This window comes from Pandoraea sp. LA3, from assembly GCF_022696215.1.
GTDB lineage: Bacteria > Pseudomonadota > Gammaproteobacteria > Burkholderiales > Burkholderiaceae > Pandoraea > Pandoraea capi.
On record NZ_PTPY01000038.1, the window covers coordinates 554,179 to 571,587 of the forward strand.

Genomic DNA, 17,409 nt, shown 5'->3' on the forward strand with positions numbered 1-17,409 from the left:
CGAAGGTGGCTCAGCGCGTGAGTAGCGTGGCGCGACTGTGGTCCCAGGCCAGTCCGACACGGTCGCCCACACGCGGCGTCAGCTCACGCGGACAACGCACGGTGAAGTCCGCCGCGCCATCCCCTCCCCCACTGGCGCCCTGCCCCAGCGAAACGATGGCGCGCGTGTCCGATCCGAGAAACACGACTTCGCGAATCGTGCCAGCGAGTGCGCCGTCTTCGGGCGACGTCAGACGGGCCGCCTCCGGGCGCACCAGCAGACTGGCCGCCCCTGCTGCCGGAAGATCGGGACTCGGGCCGATCGGCACGAGACGCGTGCCCGCATGACCGCCACCATTCGCGCCATGCTTGCCGTCAGTCGCCCCTTCAGTTGCCCCAACCCGCAGCGCCACACAGCCGTCGGGCAAGCGCTCGACCACACCGTCGAGCAAGTTGGAGTGCCCAAGGAAATCAGCAGCGAAACGCGTCGCCGGACGGTCGTACAACTGCGCGGGCGTACCGATCTGCTCGATGCGTGCCTGATTCATCAGACAGATGCGGTCGGACAGCGTCAACGCCTCGTCCTGATCGTGGGTCACGTAGATGAACGTGGCCCCCAACTCCTGATGCAGCCGACGAATCTCCAGTTGCATGTGCTCGCGCAGCTTCTTGTCGAGCGCCCCGAGCGGTTCGTCGAGCAGGATGATCGACGGTCGAAACGCGAAGCAGCGCGCGAGTGCAATCCGTTGCTGCTGACCGCCCGACAACTCCGAGGGCAGCCGCTGTGCAAAGGCCTGCATCTTGACCATCGCGAGCGCCGCATCGACAGCCGGGGCGAGTTCGGCGCGCGGCAGCTTGCGCATGCGCAGGCCGTACGCCACGTTCTCCCAGACCGTCATATGCGGGAACAACGCGTAGCTCTGGAACACCATCCCGATGCCGCGCTTGCCCGGCGCGTCATGCGTGGCGTCGCGCCCGTCGATGAGCAATTGACCGGCGCTGGGCTCGACCAGCCCCGAGATCATTTGCAGCAGCGTGGTCTTGCCCGACCCCGACGGGCCGAGCAGCGTGAGAAATTCCCCGGCCGCGACCCGCAGGTCCGTCGGCAGGAGCGCGGGGGTCTCGCGATACGTCTTGGCGAGACCGATGGTTTCCAGTTTGGTACTCATGTTCGTGCTCATCCTGCTCCGCTGTTCCGGTGTTCGCGACGCTTACGACAACAACCACGCGTTGAAACGCTCAGTGGCTCGGGTGCGGTTCTCGGCCCACCACTGCGGACTCGGCAGACGCATGCCTTTCAGGTTCGCCGGCGCGGTCGGCAGCAGCGGCGCACGCTCCTTGGGAATGCCGTCGAACGCCTTGAGGTTGGTCGGGCCGTACGCCAGATCCTGCGTGATGAGCGCCTGACGTGCCGGGTCCGCACAGAAACGCACGAACTGACGAGCGAACTCGGCGCGCGGCGTGCCCTTCGGAATGCCCCAGCCTTCGATGGAATAAAGTCCCTGATTCCAGACGATCTTCACCGGCGCCTTGTTGTCGATGGCGGCCTGCGCGCGGCCGTTCCACGTCGACATCATGTCGACGTCGCCGTTCTGGATCGCCTGCATGGCCTGCGCCCCCGACGTCCACCAGAGGTTGATGTGCGGCTTGATCTTGTCGAGCGACTTGAACGCGCGGTCCAGATCGAGCGGATACAGCTTGTCGATGGGCACGCCATCGGCCATGAGCGCCTGTTCCAGCGTGTCGAGCGGGCTGCGGCGCAGCGAACGACGGCCCGGGAAACGCTTCACGTCCCAGAAGTCGGCCCACGTCTGCGGAGCGTCTTTCGGGAACTTGTCAGTGCGGTACGCGAGCACGGTCGAATAGACGTCCACACCGAGCCAGTCGGCAGTCACGGCCTCGGGCATGATGCCCGGGAAGTCGCTGACCTTCATGCCGATCGGTTCGAGGAAGCCCTTCGATTCGAGATAGGGAATATCGGCCGAGAGCGTGAGCGTCGTCACATCCCACACGAAGTTCTTCGTCTGCACCATCGCCGCAAATTGAGCGACCGGTTGCGAATCGCGCGCCACGCTGACCACCTTGATGCCGGTCGCCTTCTGGAACGGATCGTAGAACGCACGGCGATACGCTACGGTGTACGGGCCACCGGGGTCGGAAACGATCAACTGCCTGGCTTGTGCGAAGGCGCCGCGCGAGGTCACCAACGGCAATGCGCCGGCCAGCGCGGTGGCGCCGGCCATTTGAAGCAGACGGCGACGGGACGGGTTTTGCGGGTCGTGCGAGTCAGACATAAGAAACTCCGCTTTGCAGTGGACAGGCGCGCCGCGCATGCCCTGTGTGGTTTGCCACGGTGCGCGCTCGCTGGCAGCGCACCGTGACGGCACTTCATTCGATGACGATCTCTTCTGGAATGGACGTCGACGTCATACCTTCGCGGCTTCGGCCTTCGCGGCACGCTTGGCGAAGAAGGCGGCCATCATGCGCGCCGGCTCACCCGATTCGTACGACTCGCGCTGGATGCGCATGCCGGCTTCGATGGCGTCCTGGAACGTGCCTTCGGTCATTTCACGGAAGCGTTGTTTGTCCAGACGCATGGCCACCGGCGGCTTCTCGGCGAGTTCCGTCGCGATCTCGAGTGCCTTTTCGAACACTTTGTCTTCCGGCACGAGGTGATGGATCAGGCCCAGACGATGGCTCTCGTCGGCCTCCATCAGACGGCCCGTCAGCGTGAGTTCGATGGTGCGCGACAGGCCCAGCATGTGGTTCATGATCCACGGACCGGTCGTGCTGGCGATGCCGGCGTTGATCTCCGGCTGCCCCATGCGCACGCCCGGATGGCCCACGCGAATATCGCCGAGCAGCGAGACCTGGAAGGCCGAGCCGGCGGCAGTGCCGTTGAGCGCCATCACCAGCGGCTTCTTCAGACTGCGAATCACGTCGTAGTAATGCTCCCAGCCCTTGATCCACTCGATGGCGGTATCGCCGTCGAAGTGCTTCGCTTCGGCCAGATCCTGCCCGGCCGAGAAGGCGCGGCCCGCGCCGGTCATGATCACCGCCGCCACGTTGTCATCGGCATTGAAGCGCTGGAGCGCATCGATGATCAGCTCGCGCATGGCGATAGTCCAGGCGTTGAGCGCCTGCGGGCGATTCAACGTGATGACGGCAACCTTGCCGACCTGCGTAAAGAGAACTTCCTGTTCCGTTTGCTTTGCGGTCTCGCTCATTTGAACTCCATGGACATCGACGCGTGGACATCACGCGTGCATTGAGATGACGACAATGCGGTCAACGCATTTTTCGCTAAACAGTTATCTCAGTGCAATAACTGTTATTTGAAAGAAATATAGTGAGTTCAAAAAAATGGTGCAAGCTGAATCGTTTCAGGGTTTACCTCATGAGGTTGCACCGCATGGATGAGCGGATGTAGCGCACTCGCCGCCCCGCGTCGGGGTGCGGCGCTCAGGTTCGGGCGATGGGGTCGCGCAAAGACCCGTCGAATGCCATTCGGGCATCGCGACGGAATTCGTTGATGGGAGGGTCCTGCGGGAAGACGAGAGAGACGACGAGACAGGTCGTCCCGATGATCGGGGGCGGAGGGGCGAGAACTTACGCCGAAGGGATGACGGGCCTTGGCGCCAAGGCCCGTCGACGAAATACGCTCAGCGCGATTCCTTGTGCTTGCGCAGGCGCCGGATGGCCTGTAACTGGGCCACGGCTTCGGCCAGTTCGGCCTGTGCCTTCGCGTAGTCGATGTCGCCCGTCTGCTTTTCGAGCAACGCAGCGGCGGCCTCGCGCGCTCGCTCGGCACGCGCCTGATCGAGACTGTCGGCACGCATCGCGGTGTCGGCCAGCACCGTCACCCGATCCGGCTGGATTTCGACAAAGCCACCCGCGATGTACAGAAATGTTTCGGTGCCATCGGCCCCTTCGATTCGCACCGTGCCCGGGCGCACCCCCGAGAGCAATGGCGTATGCCCGGGGAGCACTCCCAGCTCACCTGCCGAGCCCGGCACTTCGACAAATCGTGCCTCGCCCGAGAAAATCGACCGCTCGGTGCTAACGACGTCCACCTTGAGTAAAGCCATGTATTCACTTCTCCCTGCAATGCGCCGCCAAGGACGGGCGGGCATCGCCTGAACCTGCTGCGGCGCTGTCACCGCGCCGTGTCTATCGTAGGGACTGCATCGAGCGGACACGGCGCAAACCGTGCCCCACTCACTTACAACGTACGCGGTGTCGCCACGCCAAGGTCTGTCGCCATTTTCAGCAGCGACTCCCAGATCGGCGGCGTGAGATCGACGTGATCGTGATGCTTCTTGCGATTATCCGCCTCGTACTCGCCCGGATACTGCACCCGATCGAAACCGGGCTGCGGCGGGCACGACGTCAAATAATCGATGAACGCCTCCACTTCATGCGAGCGCCATGTCGCAGCGAAGTCGACCTGCGGATTGAGCACGATGGCGAACATGTTGTTCGTCGCCACCCCGGCGCGCGGATGCTCAGGCTGGATCGTACCGCCGCCCGAGAGCACGCCCGCCAGCAACTCCGTCACGATGCCCAGCGCATAACCCTTATGTCCGCCGAACGGCAACAATGCCCCGAACGGCTCCGTGAAAAGCGCATTCGGATCGGTGCTCGGGTTTCCGTAGCCGTCGATCAACGACCCCGGCGGCGCCTGTTTGCCTTCGGCGGCCAGCACCCGCGCCTTGTTGATCGCAATGGCGCTCGTCGCCATATCGACCACGAGCGGCGGACGGTTATTCGGCAGCGGACCGGCAAAGCACAGCGGGTTGGTCGTCAGACGCGGTTCGCTGCCGCCGAACGGCGCGACCATCGGCTGGCGGTTCGTCACGTTCGTGAACGCCATGAACACCAACCCCTGATGCGCAGCCATCTCGCCGTATTGGCCCATACGCCCCAGATGGTGGCTGTTGCGCAGCGTCAGGATCGCAACGCCTTTGTCGAAGGCGCGTGCAATGGCATGCTCGACGACGAACTTGCCGACGTGCTGGCCAAAACCGCGATTGCCTTCGTACAGCAACAGGTTGCCATGATCGGTGAGAACGCTCGGGCGTCCGGTGGGATTGACCTGCCCGTCTTCCAGCACTTTTCGGTAGGTCGGCAGGATCGAGAGGCCGTGGCTCGCATAGCCGACGCGATCCGATTCGACGAGATGCTGGGCGACGTCCAGCGCGATATCGTCGGGCACGCCTTGCGCGAGCAATAGCTGCTTTCCGAAGTCGACGGCGTCTTTCAGGGGGATTCGCATTGTGACTCCTTGTTCAACGCACGCGTGGAATTACAGCCAGCCCAGCCAGCGCCAGTACGTCGCGGCGAAGACCAGCAGCAACGCGTAACCAACGATGGTGACCACGATCCCGACACGCGCGAACTGCTTCGCCGTGAACGTATCGGTGCCCAGACAGACCATGTTTTGCGGCGCATTGATCGGCAGGATGAAACCGAAGCTGACCGTGAAGCCCAGCAACATCGTCATGCCAAGCCGGTTGAAGTCGCCCGGCAAGGTTTGCAGCACGGCGATCAGAATCGGCAGCATGGCCGACGTCAGCGCCGTAGCGCTCGCGAAACCGAGGTGAATGAGAATGAGGAATGCCGCCAGAATCGCGAAGATCCACAACGTCGGCAGCGAATCGAGGCCGGTGGCCGCCACCACATGATTGCCCAGCCACTGCCCTGCCTGCGTCGTGAGCAACGCGGTACCCAGGCTGATACCGACACCGAACACGATCACCGTGCCCCAGGGAATGCGCGACTGCACGTCCTTCCACGTCATCACGCCGAAGCGCGGCAGCATCAGCACGACGAGACCCACGTAAGTGACCGACGTCGTATCGAAGCGATGCAGCTTGCCTTCCGTCGCCCAGAACAGCAACAACCCGATCGACACGGCGAGCAGACGCTTCTGCGAACTCGTCATCGGCCCCATCTCACGCAGTTGCGCTTCGACCGCTTCCTTGCCGCCGGCGATGGCATCGGCCTCCGGCGGCATCATCTTGAGCACCAGCACCACGAGGATCACCGACATGATGATGGCCCACGGCGCACCGGCCACGAGCCACTCGGCCCACGTGATGCGGTCCCCGAGCATCTTGTCCATGAAGCCGACGGTCAGCAGGTTCTGCGCGGCGGCCGTCTGAATCCCGACGTTCCAGATACTCGTGGCCTGCGCCACGATGATCATCACACCGGCCGCGATGTTCGAACGCTTGTCGACACCGAACGCAGCAATCACCCCCATCATGATCGGCACCACACACGCGCTGCGGGCCGTGGCACTGGGAACGACGAGCGAGAGCAGGATGGTGACGGCGACCGCGCCGATCATGACGCGACGCGTACTCGTGCCGATCTTCGAGAGCGTGACGAGGGCGATGCGCCGGTCGAGTCCGGTGAGCGTCATGGCCGCTGCGATGAACAACGCGCCGGCAACCAGTGCAAGCGCCGAATTGGAGAAGCCCGCGAGCGCCATGCTGATCGCGCGCGAGGTGCCGTATTCGACACTGGGGTCCTGCACCGTAGGCGCCGTGCCCACGAGGAAAGCCATCAGCGACGTGATGATGATGGCGCTCGCTTCATACGACACGGCTTCGGTAATCCACACGACCACGGCGAAGGCAAGAATCGCCAGCATGCGATGCCCCGCGACCGGCAGGTCGTCAGGCATGGGAATCAGGAGCACGGCAATCATCACGATCACACCGGCAATCAGTCCGATGGGAATCGCTTTCTTCTGGGGAGGGCTTTGCACAGATACGTCAGGCGTGCTCATAAGGGGGCTCCAGAACGGAATGGCATGCCGGCAGTCGGCATGTCTTGAGAAATGCCACGCTTGAACTGCGGGTTAATCCTAACCGCATTGAACTTCGCGAGGCAAGCACGAGGGAATGGCAGGCGCCGTGGGCCTTGCGGCCGGACAGGCGTACAGATGCGACGATGACGAGCGCAGCGACGAACCCGGGAGACGGTGTCGTGCGATCGGCGTTCGCGCGAGATGTCGCAAGCCGGTCAACGTTGCGATGAGTGTGGCGTTGAGCGTGACGTTGAGCGCGGCAATGAACGCCGCATGCGCGCAGGGAAGCGTTTAGAAGTGCAGTCCGAAGTATTCCGGCGATCCGGCGAAGAGTTGGGTACTCAGAACGGGGTTGGTCAACGCACGATGCCACACGGTCTGATACAGCCCCGTGAGGCCAGCGCGCGGCCCGGTCACCAGACCGTCCGCGCCGAACGTCAGCCCGGCGTTGCCCAGTGTTCCGCTCAACGTCCGACCGCTCACGATGACCGGATCGGCGGCCCATGCGCCCGCCTCCGCGAACACATCGCGCCATGGGGCCGGCGCCACCCCGATCAGCGCGGGTGGCGGAGCGCCCGGCGGGGCGTAGGCCGAGACACGGGCCGCACGCTTCGCGCGCGCGGCCCGCGACGGCCGGGCGCCATGCCCGGCGCTGGCAGTTGTGGACTTCGTCGCAACCGGTGCACCGGAATGTTTCGCAGTGCCCGGCGGATTGGCGGCATGTGCCGATGCCGTCATCCAGAAGCAACACAACAACGCCAGCGCCGACGTGGCGCCCATGAGGCGGGTAAGCGACTTCGTCATGACATCCTCGTGTGCCGGCGGTGAGTCCCGCCTGTCCTGTACAGAACACAGCAAATTTCGGACCACGAGAGACAACATGTTGATTCTTATGCACTTCTAATTCCGCCATTCGCGTGAAGTCCGAAAATTTCCGAGAAATGTTTCATTTCAGAAACATCCGGCAGCCGCGATTGATCATCGACGTCACCCGAGCCAGGCCTTATGGGCCCTCGCCCGAGCGCGCCGGTGAAACGTTGATCGACTTTCGACGCCTTCGATTGTCGGCCGGTGTTTCGCCTGACGCATTGATGTGGGTCAACAAAAGTGCACGACCGTGCGGAAACCCGGATTGACGGGCGTTTTGCCCTATGAGGGGGCGCAGGATGCCGGTGGCGTCCGACGTCGGCATCGGACGTCTCTGAAAATCCCCGGGCCGTCCGATGTAGGGAGCTTGTCTCTGGCACAATCGCTCCACGCGATAAGCACAGGGCTCGGCACGCAGGCCGAATCGGTGTCTGCCCGTGCGATATGCCTAATGACATAAAGGAGTCAGCAATGTCCCAGTTCGATGTGGATCTGTTCGTCATCGGCGCCGGTTCGGGCGGCGTGCGCGCCGCGCGCGTGGCCGCGCAGTACGGTGCCCGGGTGAAAGTGGCCGAGGAATTTCGCGTTGGCGGCACGTGCGTGATTCGCGGCTGCGTGCCGAAGAAGCTGCTCGTCTACGCAAGCCGCTTCGCCGACGAATTCGAAGATGCCGCCGGATTCGGCTGGCAGGTCCCCTCGCCCAGGTTCGACTGGAAGACGCTGATTGCTCGCAAAGACACGGAGATCGCGCGGCTCGAAGGCATCTACCGGACCAATCTGGAGCGCGCGGGCGCCGAACTCGTCGCCGCACGTGCCGTGGTCGAAGGCCCGCACACAGTCGTGCTGCCCGCGACCGGCGAGCGCATTACCGCGCGACATATTCTGATCGCCACCGGCGGACGCCCGGCCGATCAACCGCATTTCATCGGCCGCGAGCATGCCATCTCCTCCAACGAGGTCTTTCATCTCGAATCGCTGCCCGAGCGCATCACGATCATCGGAGGTGGTTACATCGCGCTGGAATTTGCCGGTGTGTTCGCCGGGTTGGGGTCCAAGGTCACCGTCGTGCATCGTGGGCCGCACCTGCTGCGCGGCTTCGATGAGGAAGTCCGTACGTCGCTCGAAGCGGCTTACCGTGAACGGGGCATCGAGATCCTGCTCGAGCGCACCATCGAGCGTACCGAGAAGATTCAGGATCGTCTGCGCATCACCCTCTCCGATGGCAGCACACATGACGCCAACGTGTTACTGAGCGCAGCAGGACGCGTGCCTTACACCCAAGGCCTCGGACTGGCCGCCAGTGGCGTGGCGCTCAATGACAAGGGTGCGGTCATCGTCGATGAGTTCTCGCGCACGAACGTGCCGTCGATTTTTGCAGTGGGAGATGTCACCGATCGTGTCAATCTCACGCCGATGGCGATCCGTGAGGGTCAGGCGTTTGCCGACACGGTGTTTGGCGAGCGACCCACGCGCGTCGATCACAAGCTGATCCCGACGGCGGTGTTCAGCACCCCGGAAATCGGCGTCGTGGGACTGACGGAAAGCGAAGCCCGTGCGCAGTACTCACAGCTCAAAGTCTTCAAGGCATCGTTCCGTCCGCTCAAGGCGACGCTGTCGGGCCGTCAGGAGAAGATCCTGATGAAGCTTCTGGTGGATGGCGCAACCGACAAGATCGTCGGTGCGCACATGGTGGGAGATCACGCGGGCGAGCAAGTGCAGTTGCTCGGTGTGGCGCTCTCGATGGGCGCCACGAAGGCAGACTTCGACCGCACGCTGGCCGTGCACCCGACCGCTGCCGAGGAGTGGGTGACGATGCGCACGCCGGTCGCCTGAAGCCTGGGCCCCTGGGCTGGCGTGTGAGGCACGCGTCCCGCACGAAGCTTGCGATGACCTCTGGCGCATCTCTGCAATACGCAGTAATGCGCCAAAGGCATCGGAGACTTCAGAGGCTCTGATACCAGACGCCGAAGATGGCGATCGGGGTGAGTACGAGCAGCAGCAACCGCCACAGGGGAATGAACCACTGAGCCTGGGAGCCTTCGAGCACGGTACGCGCCTTCGGCCAGATGCGCGCCCCTACGAAGAACGCCACGCACAAGCCGCCGGCAGGCATCAGCAAGTTAACGGTGACGTAGTCCATCAGATCGAAAATCGTCCGATCGAAAATTCGCACATCCGACCAGATGCCGAAGGACAGTGCGGCAGGCGCGCCGAAGAGGAACGTCGCGATGAACACGGCCACGACCGCCGGCCCGCGACGCCATTGGTACTCATCGATGAGGAAGGCTGTCACGGGCTCGAACAACGAGACGGCTGAGGTGAGCGCTGCGAAGAGCAGCAGCATGAAGAAGGCGATGGCGATGGCATGGCCGAACGGCATCTGCGCGAAGATCGCGGGCATGGTGATGAACGTCAGGCCGGGACCGGCGTCGGGCGCGACACCGAAGGCAAAAACGGCCGGCAGAATCATCAGGCCGGCGAGGAAACAGGCCAGCGTGGCGAGCGTCGCGACCCAGACGGCCGAACCGGCGAGCCGCGCGTCCCGGGGCAGATAGGAGCCATAGACCACGATCATGCCCGCCCCCAGCGACAGCGAGAAGAATGCCAGCCCCAACGCCTGAAGCAACGTGGCGCCGGAAATCGCGGAGAAGTCAGGCGTCAGAAACCAGGCGACACCGGCCATTGCCCCCGGCAGCGTGAGCGCCCGGGCGATGACCAGCAGCATCAGGAAGAACAGTGCAGGCATGAGCCACTTGCCTGCACGCTCGATGCCCTTCTGCACCCCAGCCGCCACGATGAGCGCCGTGAGGCCGAGAAATGCACTCATGCTGGCGAGCGACGCCACCGGGTTGGCCGTAAACGTCGAAAACTCGCTGACCAGACGTGCGGCGTCGTTCGCCAATACGGAACCGCTGAGTGCGCGCAGTAAATAGGCGACCGTCCAGCCGCCGACGACAACATAGAACGACAGGATGGCGAACGCGTTGAAGGTGGCGATGCGTCCGACCCATGCCCAACCGCGTCCGCTTAACGTGCGCAACGCCGTCGTGATCGACTGTCCCGTGAGTCGGCCGATGGTCATCTCCGCGAGCAGCAACGCGACACCGAGCGTCAGCACACAGCCGAGATAGACGGTGAGAAACGCGCCACCGCCATGCTGACCGACGACATACGGAAATTTCCACACGGCGCCGAGGCCGACGGCGGAGCCGGCGGCGGCCAGCACGAACCCCAGTCGCGACCCCCAGGTGGCGCGACTCGCTTCGCCGCACGCGTCGGAAGCAACAAGGGGCGCAGTTGGCGCTGCGGGCGTAATGGGCAAATGGGACACGTGTCTCCTCCGGAAACGGACCTGCACGCCCGGCGGTATGTCGGCATGACATCCGCATAGGCGTGACACGTCGCTTGTTCATGGAATAGCGTCAGGCAGATTACTGGCGCGGCACGACATCGACGGCAGGTCGATGTAGCCCACTGGCACCAGCGCACGACACCACAAGGGCGGCCGGAGAGTCTACGCGGGAAAAGAGACTTGTCGCTTTAGGAAAGCACCCAAAACGGTGATAGATGGCGAAAATTGAAAGCAGATGGCCGCAGCCTGCGGTGCTTAAAGATGCGAGATGGCGGGCGATTGTGCAAATGGCGCCAATGGCGCGTGACGCCCAATGCAGCATGCGTGCCGGGCACATGGATGCCCGGTTGCCGCGGGGAAATCGAATGGATGCTGGCGCGACGGTGTCGCGCCGTTCCGTTCAGTGACCAAGTTCGACTTCGCCAGCCGATGCGGAGCGCGACCCCGGTGTCGGCGGATTGCTGGCGCCACGGTACGCGAAGACGACCGAAAACTTCGTGGTCTCGCCTTCGTTGCGCCCTGCCGCATGGAACAGGCCGCTGTGGAACAGCACGACATCGCCCTGAGCGAGTTCGACCTGCTTGCCACGCACGACGAGCGGCTGATTGTCCGGTTCGTCGGGGCGCAGGAAGTCGAGCGAATCGAGTTGATGCGGCTTGAGCTGCTCGCGGTGCGAGCCCGGAATGAAGCGAAGCGCGCCGTTGTCGCGCGTCTCCGGGCCTAATGCCAGCCACACGGAGATGAGTGAGTTCTCCGGGAACGACCAATAGCGAATGTCACGGTGCCAACCGGTCGCCGTGCCGAAATGCGGGTGCTTGGTCATCACGCAGTTGTGATGGGCCAGCGTGAGCACGACGTCTTCACCGAAGATCTGCGCCAGCGATTCGACGAGATCGGGGCGCGTTGCCCAATGGCGCAATGCGTCGCCGCGATCGTAGGCCTTGAGCAGGCGGCGTACCGTCTGACCGCCTTCGGCGTCTCGCGACTGCGGCGCCCCTTCGTAACCGACGTCGGCCTCGAACTCGAGTGGCAGTGTGCCCGCCGCCAACTGCGCTCGCGCATCTGCCAGAATCGCCTCACAGTCGGCCTGCGCGACGTAGCGCGGGAGGATCAGATAACCGTCGTTACGGAAGGTTTCGAGTTGCGATGCGGTAAGCGCCATGATCGTCGGCGAAGCGGGCAAAAGACTGGCTGTTAATGGAAAGTGGAAAGCTGGGGAATTCAGGGGTTTGCTGATGTCGCGGGGTCATCGCCGGGACGGATGACAGTGTGATGCCGTCGCGGCAATGCCTTTCAGGCGGCGCGTTTGCGTCGTCGGGGCGGTAGTTCGGAGGCGGGTTTTCGTTCCAGCTTGGGCTCGGGCTGCGGCACGTCCGTGCCGGGTAACGAGGCCTGCGGATTGCCGGCGGGACGCGGCGTGTCGACCACGCTGCGCAGTCGATCGAGTTCACGCGTGAGCTTCGCCAACTGGTACTCAAGCTGACAGTTCCGGCGGTAAAGCGTGCGCATTTTCTGGCTGAGCGCCTGCGTCTGTGTCCAGTACTCCGGATACATGACGAAACGCCCATCGGGGCGCTCGACGACGCCAAGCCCGCTCTGCCCCATCACATCGATGGTTTCCAGCGCGTAGCGTCGAACTTTTTTTACCGTACCTGCCGCCATTTATTTCCTACAGTCCCAGCCTGAGAGAGTCAGGCGCGGCATTTTGCCATGAAATCGGGCAACCCGGGCGGCAAACCCGCACGAGACCCGAGATTTATTTTCGCCAGCGGCCCCGCCGGGCGGGGCTGCGAGCGGAATCTGGATGCATTGGGACGCCATCTTCCGGCATCCGACGGCAAACGTTACCGCTTTGGCGCTTTCCCGGTATCGATCGACACCGGATCACTCGCCGGGAACGTTTCCTCCAGCCCTTCGTCGAGACGCTTCGCTACAGAGGACTTCGACGCTGGCACTCGCCGCGGCTTGTCGATTTCGATGGACACGGGGTCACTCGCCGGGAACGTCTCCTCAAGGGCTTCGTCGAGGTCGCGTTCCACTTCGTCCTCTTTGTGAGGTTGCTGTGGGCCTGGCTTGCGCGTGGGGGTATCGCTCATCAAGTCCTCCGCTAGTGGTGTGGCCGCCGCTCGACGACCGTCACCCCTACTATACCGCGAGCTGCGTGGCCTAGCGTCAAACACTCATCAATCACGAATCAAACACGCGTGCGGAGCGTCAGGCGGCAGGCGTCAGTCTTTCGCGATGCCGCGCGAGGGCTTCTCGCACCAGCGCGTGCATTTCGTCGGCGGCGGGTGTGTCGACAAGCGCCAGAATCTGGGAGCGCATGCGCGGATCCCAGAACTTGTGGAGATGTGTGGCGACTTCGCCCATCGCTTCCTCGCGATCGGGCAGCGATTCGAAGAAGTCCGCGATGCGATTCGCCATTCGCACGAGATTGTTACCGTCCATCGAAAATCTCCTGCCGCTTCATTAAATTAGCGTGGATGAATGGTTCAGGCCGGCGCGTCGAGCGCCGCCCCGCCGGTGTAGATGACGCACTGCTCCCCACGAACGAAGCCCACGAGGGCGACGCCTGCCGCCTCGGCCGTGCGCACCGCCAGCGCCGTAGCCGCAGAGACCGCCGCCACCATCGGGATACCCACCTGTGCGGCCTTTTGCACGATTTCGACGCTCGCTCGGCTCGTCATGAGCACGAAGCCTCGGTCGAATGCCTGCCCGTCACGCGCCAGTGCGCCGATAAGCTTGTCCAGTGCGTTATGACGCCCGACGTCCTCGCGAAGACGCAGGATCTCGCCTTGCGGCGAACACCACGCCGCGCCGTGCACCGCGCCCGTCACACCGTTAAGCGGCTGGTGCGCCACCAACCCGGCGTGCGCTGCCGCCAGCGCGGTATGTGTCACTCGCAGCGGCTCGCCTGCCGACGGCAACGGGCGCAGCACCTGATCGAGGCTTTCCGTGCCGCAAAGGCCACAGCCGGTGCGTCCGGTAAGATTGCGCCGCCGCTCCTTAAGTCCGGCGAACGCCCGGGACGAAATCTCAAGATGCGCCGTAATACCCAGCGACGTCGCCGAGACATCGATGCCGTAGCACTCTCGACGGTCGTTCAGAATGCCTTCGGACAACGCAAAACCCAGCGCAAAGTCCTCGATATCGGCAGGTGTCGCGAGCATCACCACATGGGAGATGCCGTTGAATTCCAGCGCAACGGGCACCTCCTCCGCCAGTTCGTCGCCCGCCTGCTGCCAGGCGCCATGACGGAATCGCCGCACCGCGAACGACGCGTGCGGCGAAAGGCTCTCCGGGTCGATGGCGGTCGGCGCCACGTCGCACACAGGCCCGACGATGGTGTCGGCGCCGTCGATACCCCCGACAGCGCCGGTCCCGCCGGCGTCACTCACGTCCGCCAGTTCTCGCAAATCACCTGGATCACTTGAATTACTTGAATCACGCAAAGCGTTGGGATTGGACATCGTCTAACGCTGACTCCACTTCATTCCAGAATTCGCCCCCTACTTCGCCGGGACAGGTTCGGCAGGATTGCGGGCCGCATCGAGCAGTTCGAGCTGCGTGCGGTTGAACGTCGAATACTTCGCTTGCCATTCGGAGGGCTGCACGACCGGCAACACCTGCACCGCCGTCACCTTGTACTCCGGACAGTTGGTCGCCCAATCCGAGTTGTCCGTCGTAATGACGTTCGCCCCCGATTCCGGGAAATGGAACGTCGTGTAGACGACCCCCGGCTGCATGCGCTCGCTAAGCACGGCGCGCAACACCGTCTCGCCCGCCCGGCTGCGAATGCCGACCCAGTCGTCATCCTTGATGCCTCGCTCCTGCGCATCGTGCGGATGGATTTCGAGCCGGTCTTCGTCGTGCCAATGGACGTTGTGCGTTCGACGTGTCTGCGCCCCGACATTGTATTGCGAGAGGATACGCCCCGTGGTGAGCAGCAACGGATAACGCGGCGTGACCTTCTCGTCCGTCGGCACGTACTTCGTCATCATGAAGCGCCCCTTGCCGCGCACGAACGCATCGATGTGCATGATCGGCGTGCCGTCCGGGGCATCGTCATTGCACGGCCATTGCAGGCTGCCCGCCTCGTCCAGCCGCTGATAACTCACACCACGGAACGTCGGCGTCAGGCGCGCGATTTCATCCATGATCTCCGACGGATGCGCGTAAGGCATGTCATAGCCAAGCCGCTTGGCCAGCGCGATCGTGACTTCCCAGTCGGCCATGCCGGGCAGCGGCGCCATCACCCGGCGCACGCGCGAGATGCGTCGCTCGGCGTTCGTGAACGTACCGTCCTTCTCGAGGAACGTGGTGCCCGGCAGCAGCACATGGGCATATTTCGCAGTCTCGTTCAGGAAGATGTCCTGCACGACGATACACTCCATCGCCTCCATTGCCGCCGCCACATGCTGGGTGTTCGGATCGGACTGAACGATGTCCTCGCCCTGACAGTAAAGCCCTTTGAAGCTGCCGTGAATCGCCGCGTCGAACATGTTCGGAATGCGCAATCCCGGCTCGGACTGCAACGTCACGCCCCAGGCGGCTTCGAACTCCTCGCGCACCAGCGTATCGGCCACATGACGATAGCCCGGCAACTCATGCGGGAACGACCCCATGTCGCAAGAGCCCTGCACGTTGTTCTGGCCACGCAGCGGGTTCACGCCAACGCCTTCGCGCCCCACGTTACCCGTCGCCATCGCCAGATTGGCGATACCCATCACCGTCGTCGAGCCCTGCGCATGTTCCGTCACGCCGAGCCCGTAGTAGATCGCCGCATTGCCGCCCGTCGCATAGAGCCGCGCCGCGCCACGAATCTGATCGGCTGGCACGCCGGTCACGACGGACACGGCTTCCGGCGAGTTCTCCGGCAGCGCCACGAAATCGCGCCACTGGGCAAACGCACGGTCTTCGCAGCGCTCGGCGATGAACGCGTCGGCCAGCAGCCCTTCGGTCACGATCACGTGTGCCAGCGCATTCACCATGGCCACGTTCGTGCCCGGCCGCAACGGCAGGTGGAACGCCGCCTTCACGTGCGGTCCGTCGACGATATCGATGCGGCGCGGGTCGATCACGATGAGCTTCGCCCCTTCGCGCACGCGGCGCTTGAGCCGCGAGGCGAACACAGGGTGCCCGTCAGTCGGGTTCGCGCCCATCACCAGAATGACGTCGGCATGCTCGATGGACTTGAACGTCTGTGTGCCGGCGGATTCGCCGAGCGTCTGCTTGAGCCCGTAACCGGTCGGCGAATGGCAGACGCGCGCACAAGTGTCGACGTTGTTGTTGCCGAACGCGGCGCGCACGAGCTTCTGCACGAGGTAGGTTTCTTCGTTAGTGCAGCGCGACGACGTAATGCCGCCGATCGCGTCGACACCATATTTGGCTTGAAGCCGACGGAATTCCGATGCGGCATAGTCCAGCGCCTCGTCCCATGACACTTCGCGCCACGGGTCCGTGATCTTGCTGCGGATCATCGGCTTGGTGATGCGTTCCTTGTGCGTGGCGTAGCCCCAGGCGAAGCGCCCCTTGACGCAGGCATGCCCTTCGTTTGCCAGACCGTCCTTGTAAGGCGTCATGCGCACGACCTCGCCGCCCTTCATCTCGGCCTTGAACGCGCAACCGACGCCGCAGTACGCACAGGTCGTCACGACCGCGTGCTCGGGCTGCCCCATCTGGATAACGCTCTTCTCCTGCAACGTCGCGGTCGGACAGGCGGCAACACACGCACCGCACGACACGCACTCCGAGTCCATGAACGGCTGGTCCTGCCCGGCCGAGACGCGCGCCTCGAAGCCGCGCCCGGAGATCGTCAGCGCGAAGGTGCCCTGCGTCTCCTCACACGCCCGCACACAGCGGTTGCAGACGATGCATTTCGACGGGTCATACGTGAAGTAGGGATTCGATTCGTCCTGACTGCTGTGGATGTGGTTGTCGCCATCGAACCCGTAACGCACTTCGCGCAGCCCCGTGACACCCGCCATGTCCTGCAACTCGCAATCGCCGTTGGCCGCGCACGTCAGGCAGTCGAGCGGGTGATCGGAGATGTAGAGCTCCATTACATTGCGACGCAGATCCTGCAACTTCGGCGATTGCGTGCGGACTTTCATGCCCGGCTCGACCGGTGTCGTACACGACGCAGGAAAGCCGCGCCGTCCCTCGATCTCGACGAGGCACAGACGGCACGAGCCAAACGGCTCCAGCGAATCGGTGGCGCACAGCTTGGGAATATTGACGTCGCTGCCGGCGGCGGCGCGCATGATCGATGTGCCGGCCGGCACCGTCACGGTCTGGCCGTCGATCTCCAGCGTGACGCCGACTTCGCTCGTGCGCAGCGGCGTGCCCATGTCGGGGCCGTGGCCCGGGGAAACTTGTGCATTCGGATGGATCAT

The 17,409-nt window shown here is 63.7% G+C and carries 15 protein-coding genes; 1 reads left to right on the forward strand and 14 read right to left on the reverse strand.

The features are described from left to right. Positions 1 to 10 precede the first annotated feature (10 nt). The 7 genes from C5N93_RS24845 to C5N93_RS24875 form a co-directional block, all read right to left on the reverse strand. Positions 11 to 1,147 (reverse strand): ABC transporter ATP-binding protein, encoded by a 1,137-nt coding sequence (locus C5N93_RS24845; protein ID WP_242561336.1) that lies wholly within the window; start codon positions 1,145 to 1,147, stop codon positions 11 to 13. 42 nt (positions 1,148 to 1,189) lie between these two features. Then, entirely contained in the window at positions 1,190 to 2,272 is a 1,083-nt protein-coding gene (locus tag C5N93_RS24850) for an ABC transporter substrate-binding protein (RefSeq protein WP_242561337.1), read from the reverse strand. Positions 2,273 to 2,404: 132 nt separating this feature from the next. Beyond that, positions 2,405 to 3,205: an enoyl-CoA hydratase/isomerase family protein gene (locus C5N93_RS24855; protein ID WP_242561338.1), complete on the reverse strand. Its 801-nt coding sequence runs from the start codon at positions 3,203 to 3,205 to the stop codon at positions 2,405 to 2,407. Positions 3,206 to 3,640: 435 nt separating this feature from the next. Further along, positions 3,641 to 4,066, reverse strand: a complete 426-nt coding sequence (locus tag C5N93_RS24860; protein WP_242561339.1) for a F0F1 ATP synthase subunit epsilon — start codon at positions 4,064 to 4,066, stop codon at positions 3,641 to 3,643. A 134-nt stretch (positions 4,067 to 4,200) separates the two neighbouring features. Continuing rightward, a complete protein-coding gene (locus C5N93_RS24865) occupies positions 4,201 to 5,253 on the reverse strand; it encodes an Ldh family oxidoreductase (protein WP_069343371.1) in 1,053 nt (350 codons plus the stop codon). Positions 5,254 to 5,283: 30 nt separating this feature from the next. Further along, positions 5,284 to 6,774: a DASS family sodium-coupled anion symporter gene (locus tag C5N93_RS24870; protein WP_069343370.1), complete on the reverse strand. Its 1,491-nt coding sequence runs from the start codon at positions 6,772 to 6,774 to the stop codon at positions 5,284 to 5,286. Between the two features lie 312 nt (positions 6,775 to 7,086). Beyond that, a complete protein-coding gene (locus C5N93_RS24875; protein ID WP_242561340.1) occupies positions 7,087 to 7,599 on the reverse strand; it encodes a hypothetical protein in 513 nt (170 codons plus the stop codon). A 534-nt stretch (positions 7,600 to 8,133) separates the two neighbouring features. On the opposite strand from C5N93_RS24875, the gene gor reads away from it, so the two are divergent. Further along, on the forward strand, positions 8,134 to 9,495 hold the full coding sequence (gor, locus tag C5N93_RS24880) for a glutathione-disulfide reductase (protein ID WP_242561341.1): 1,362 nt from the start codon (positions 8,134 to 8,136) through the stop codon (positions 9,493 to 9,495). Positions 9,496 to 9,604: 109 nt separating this feature from the next. Here gor and C5N93_RS24885 read toward each other — a convergent pair whose 3' ends face one another. From C5N93_RS24885 to fdhF, 7 genes are all read right to left on the reverse strand, one after another. Then, positions 9,605 to 10,993: a sodium-dependent transporter gene (locus tag C5N93_RS24885; RefSeq protein WP_242561342.1), complete on the reverse strand. Its 1,389-nt coding sequence runs from the start codon at positions 10,991 to 10,993 to the stop codon at positions 9,605 to 9,607. A 421-nt stretch (positions 10,994 to 11,414) separates the two neighbouring features. Beyond that, on the reverse strand, positions 11,415 to 12,176 hold the full coding sequence (locus C5N93_RS24890) for a phytanoyl-CoA dioxygenase family protein (protein WP_150720064.1): 762 nt from the start codon (positions 12,174 to 12,176) through the stop codon (positions 11,415 to 11,417). A gap of 131 nt (positions 12,177 to 12,307) precedes the next feature. Continuing rightward, positions 12,308 to 12,676, reverse strand: coding sequence for a hypothetical protein (locus tag C5N93_RS24895; protein ID WP_069343856.1), 369 nt, complete (start codon positions 12,674 to 12,676; stop codon positions 12,308 to 12,310). Between the two features lie 182 nt (positions 12,677 to 12,858). Then, a complete protein-coding gene (locus C5N93_RS24900; protein WP_242561343.1) occupies positions 12,859 to 13,110 on the reverse strand; it encodes a hypothetical protein in 252 nt (83 codons plus the stop codon). A 118-nt stretch (positions 13,111 to 13,228) separates the two neighbouring features. Next, positions 13,229 to 13,462 (reverse strand): formate dehydrogenase subunit delta, encoded by a 234-nt coding sequence (locus C5N93_RS24905; protein ID WP_242561344.1) that lies wholly within the window; start codon positions 13,460 to 13,462, stop codon positions 13,229 to 13,231. Positions 13,463 to 13,506: 44 nt separating this feature from the next. Next, positions 13,507 to 14,412 carry a formate dehydrogenase accessory sulfurtransferase FdhD gene (fdhD, locus tag C5N93_RS24910; protein WP_242561345.1) on the reverse strand — a complete coding sequence of 302 codons (906 nt, stop codon included), beginning with the start codon at positions 14,410 to 14,412 and terminating at the stop codon, positions 13,507 to 13,509. Positions 14,413 to 14,523: 111 nt separating this feature from the next. Then, positions 14,524 to 17,409, reverse strand: coding sequence for a formate dehydrogenase subunit alpha (gene fdhF, locus C5N93_RS24915; RefSeq protein WP_242561346.1), 2,886 nt, complete (start codon positions 17,407 to 17,409; stop codon positions 14,524 to 14,526).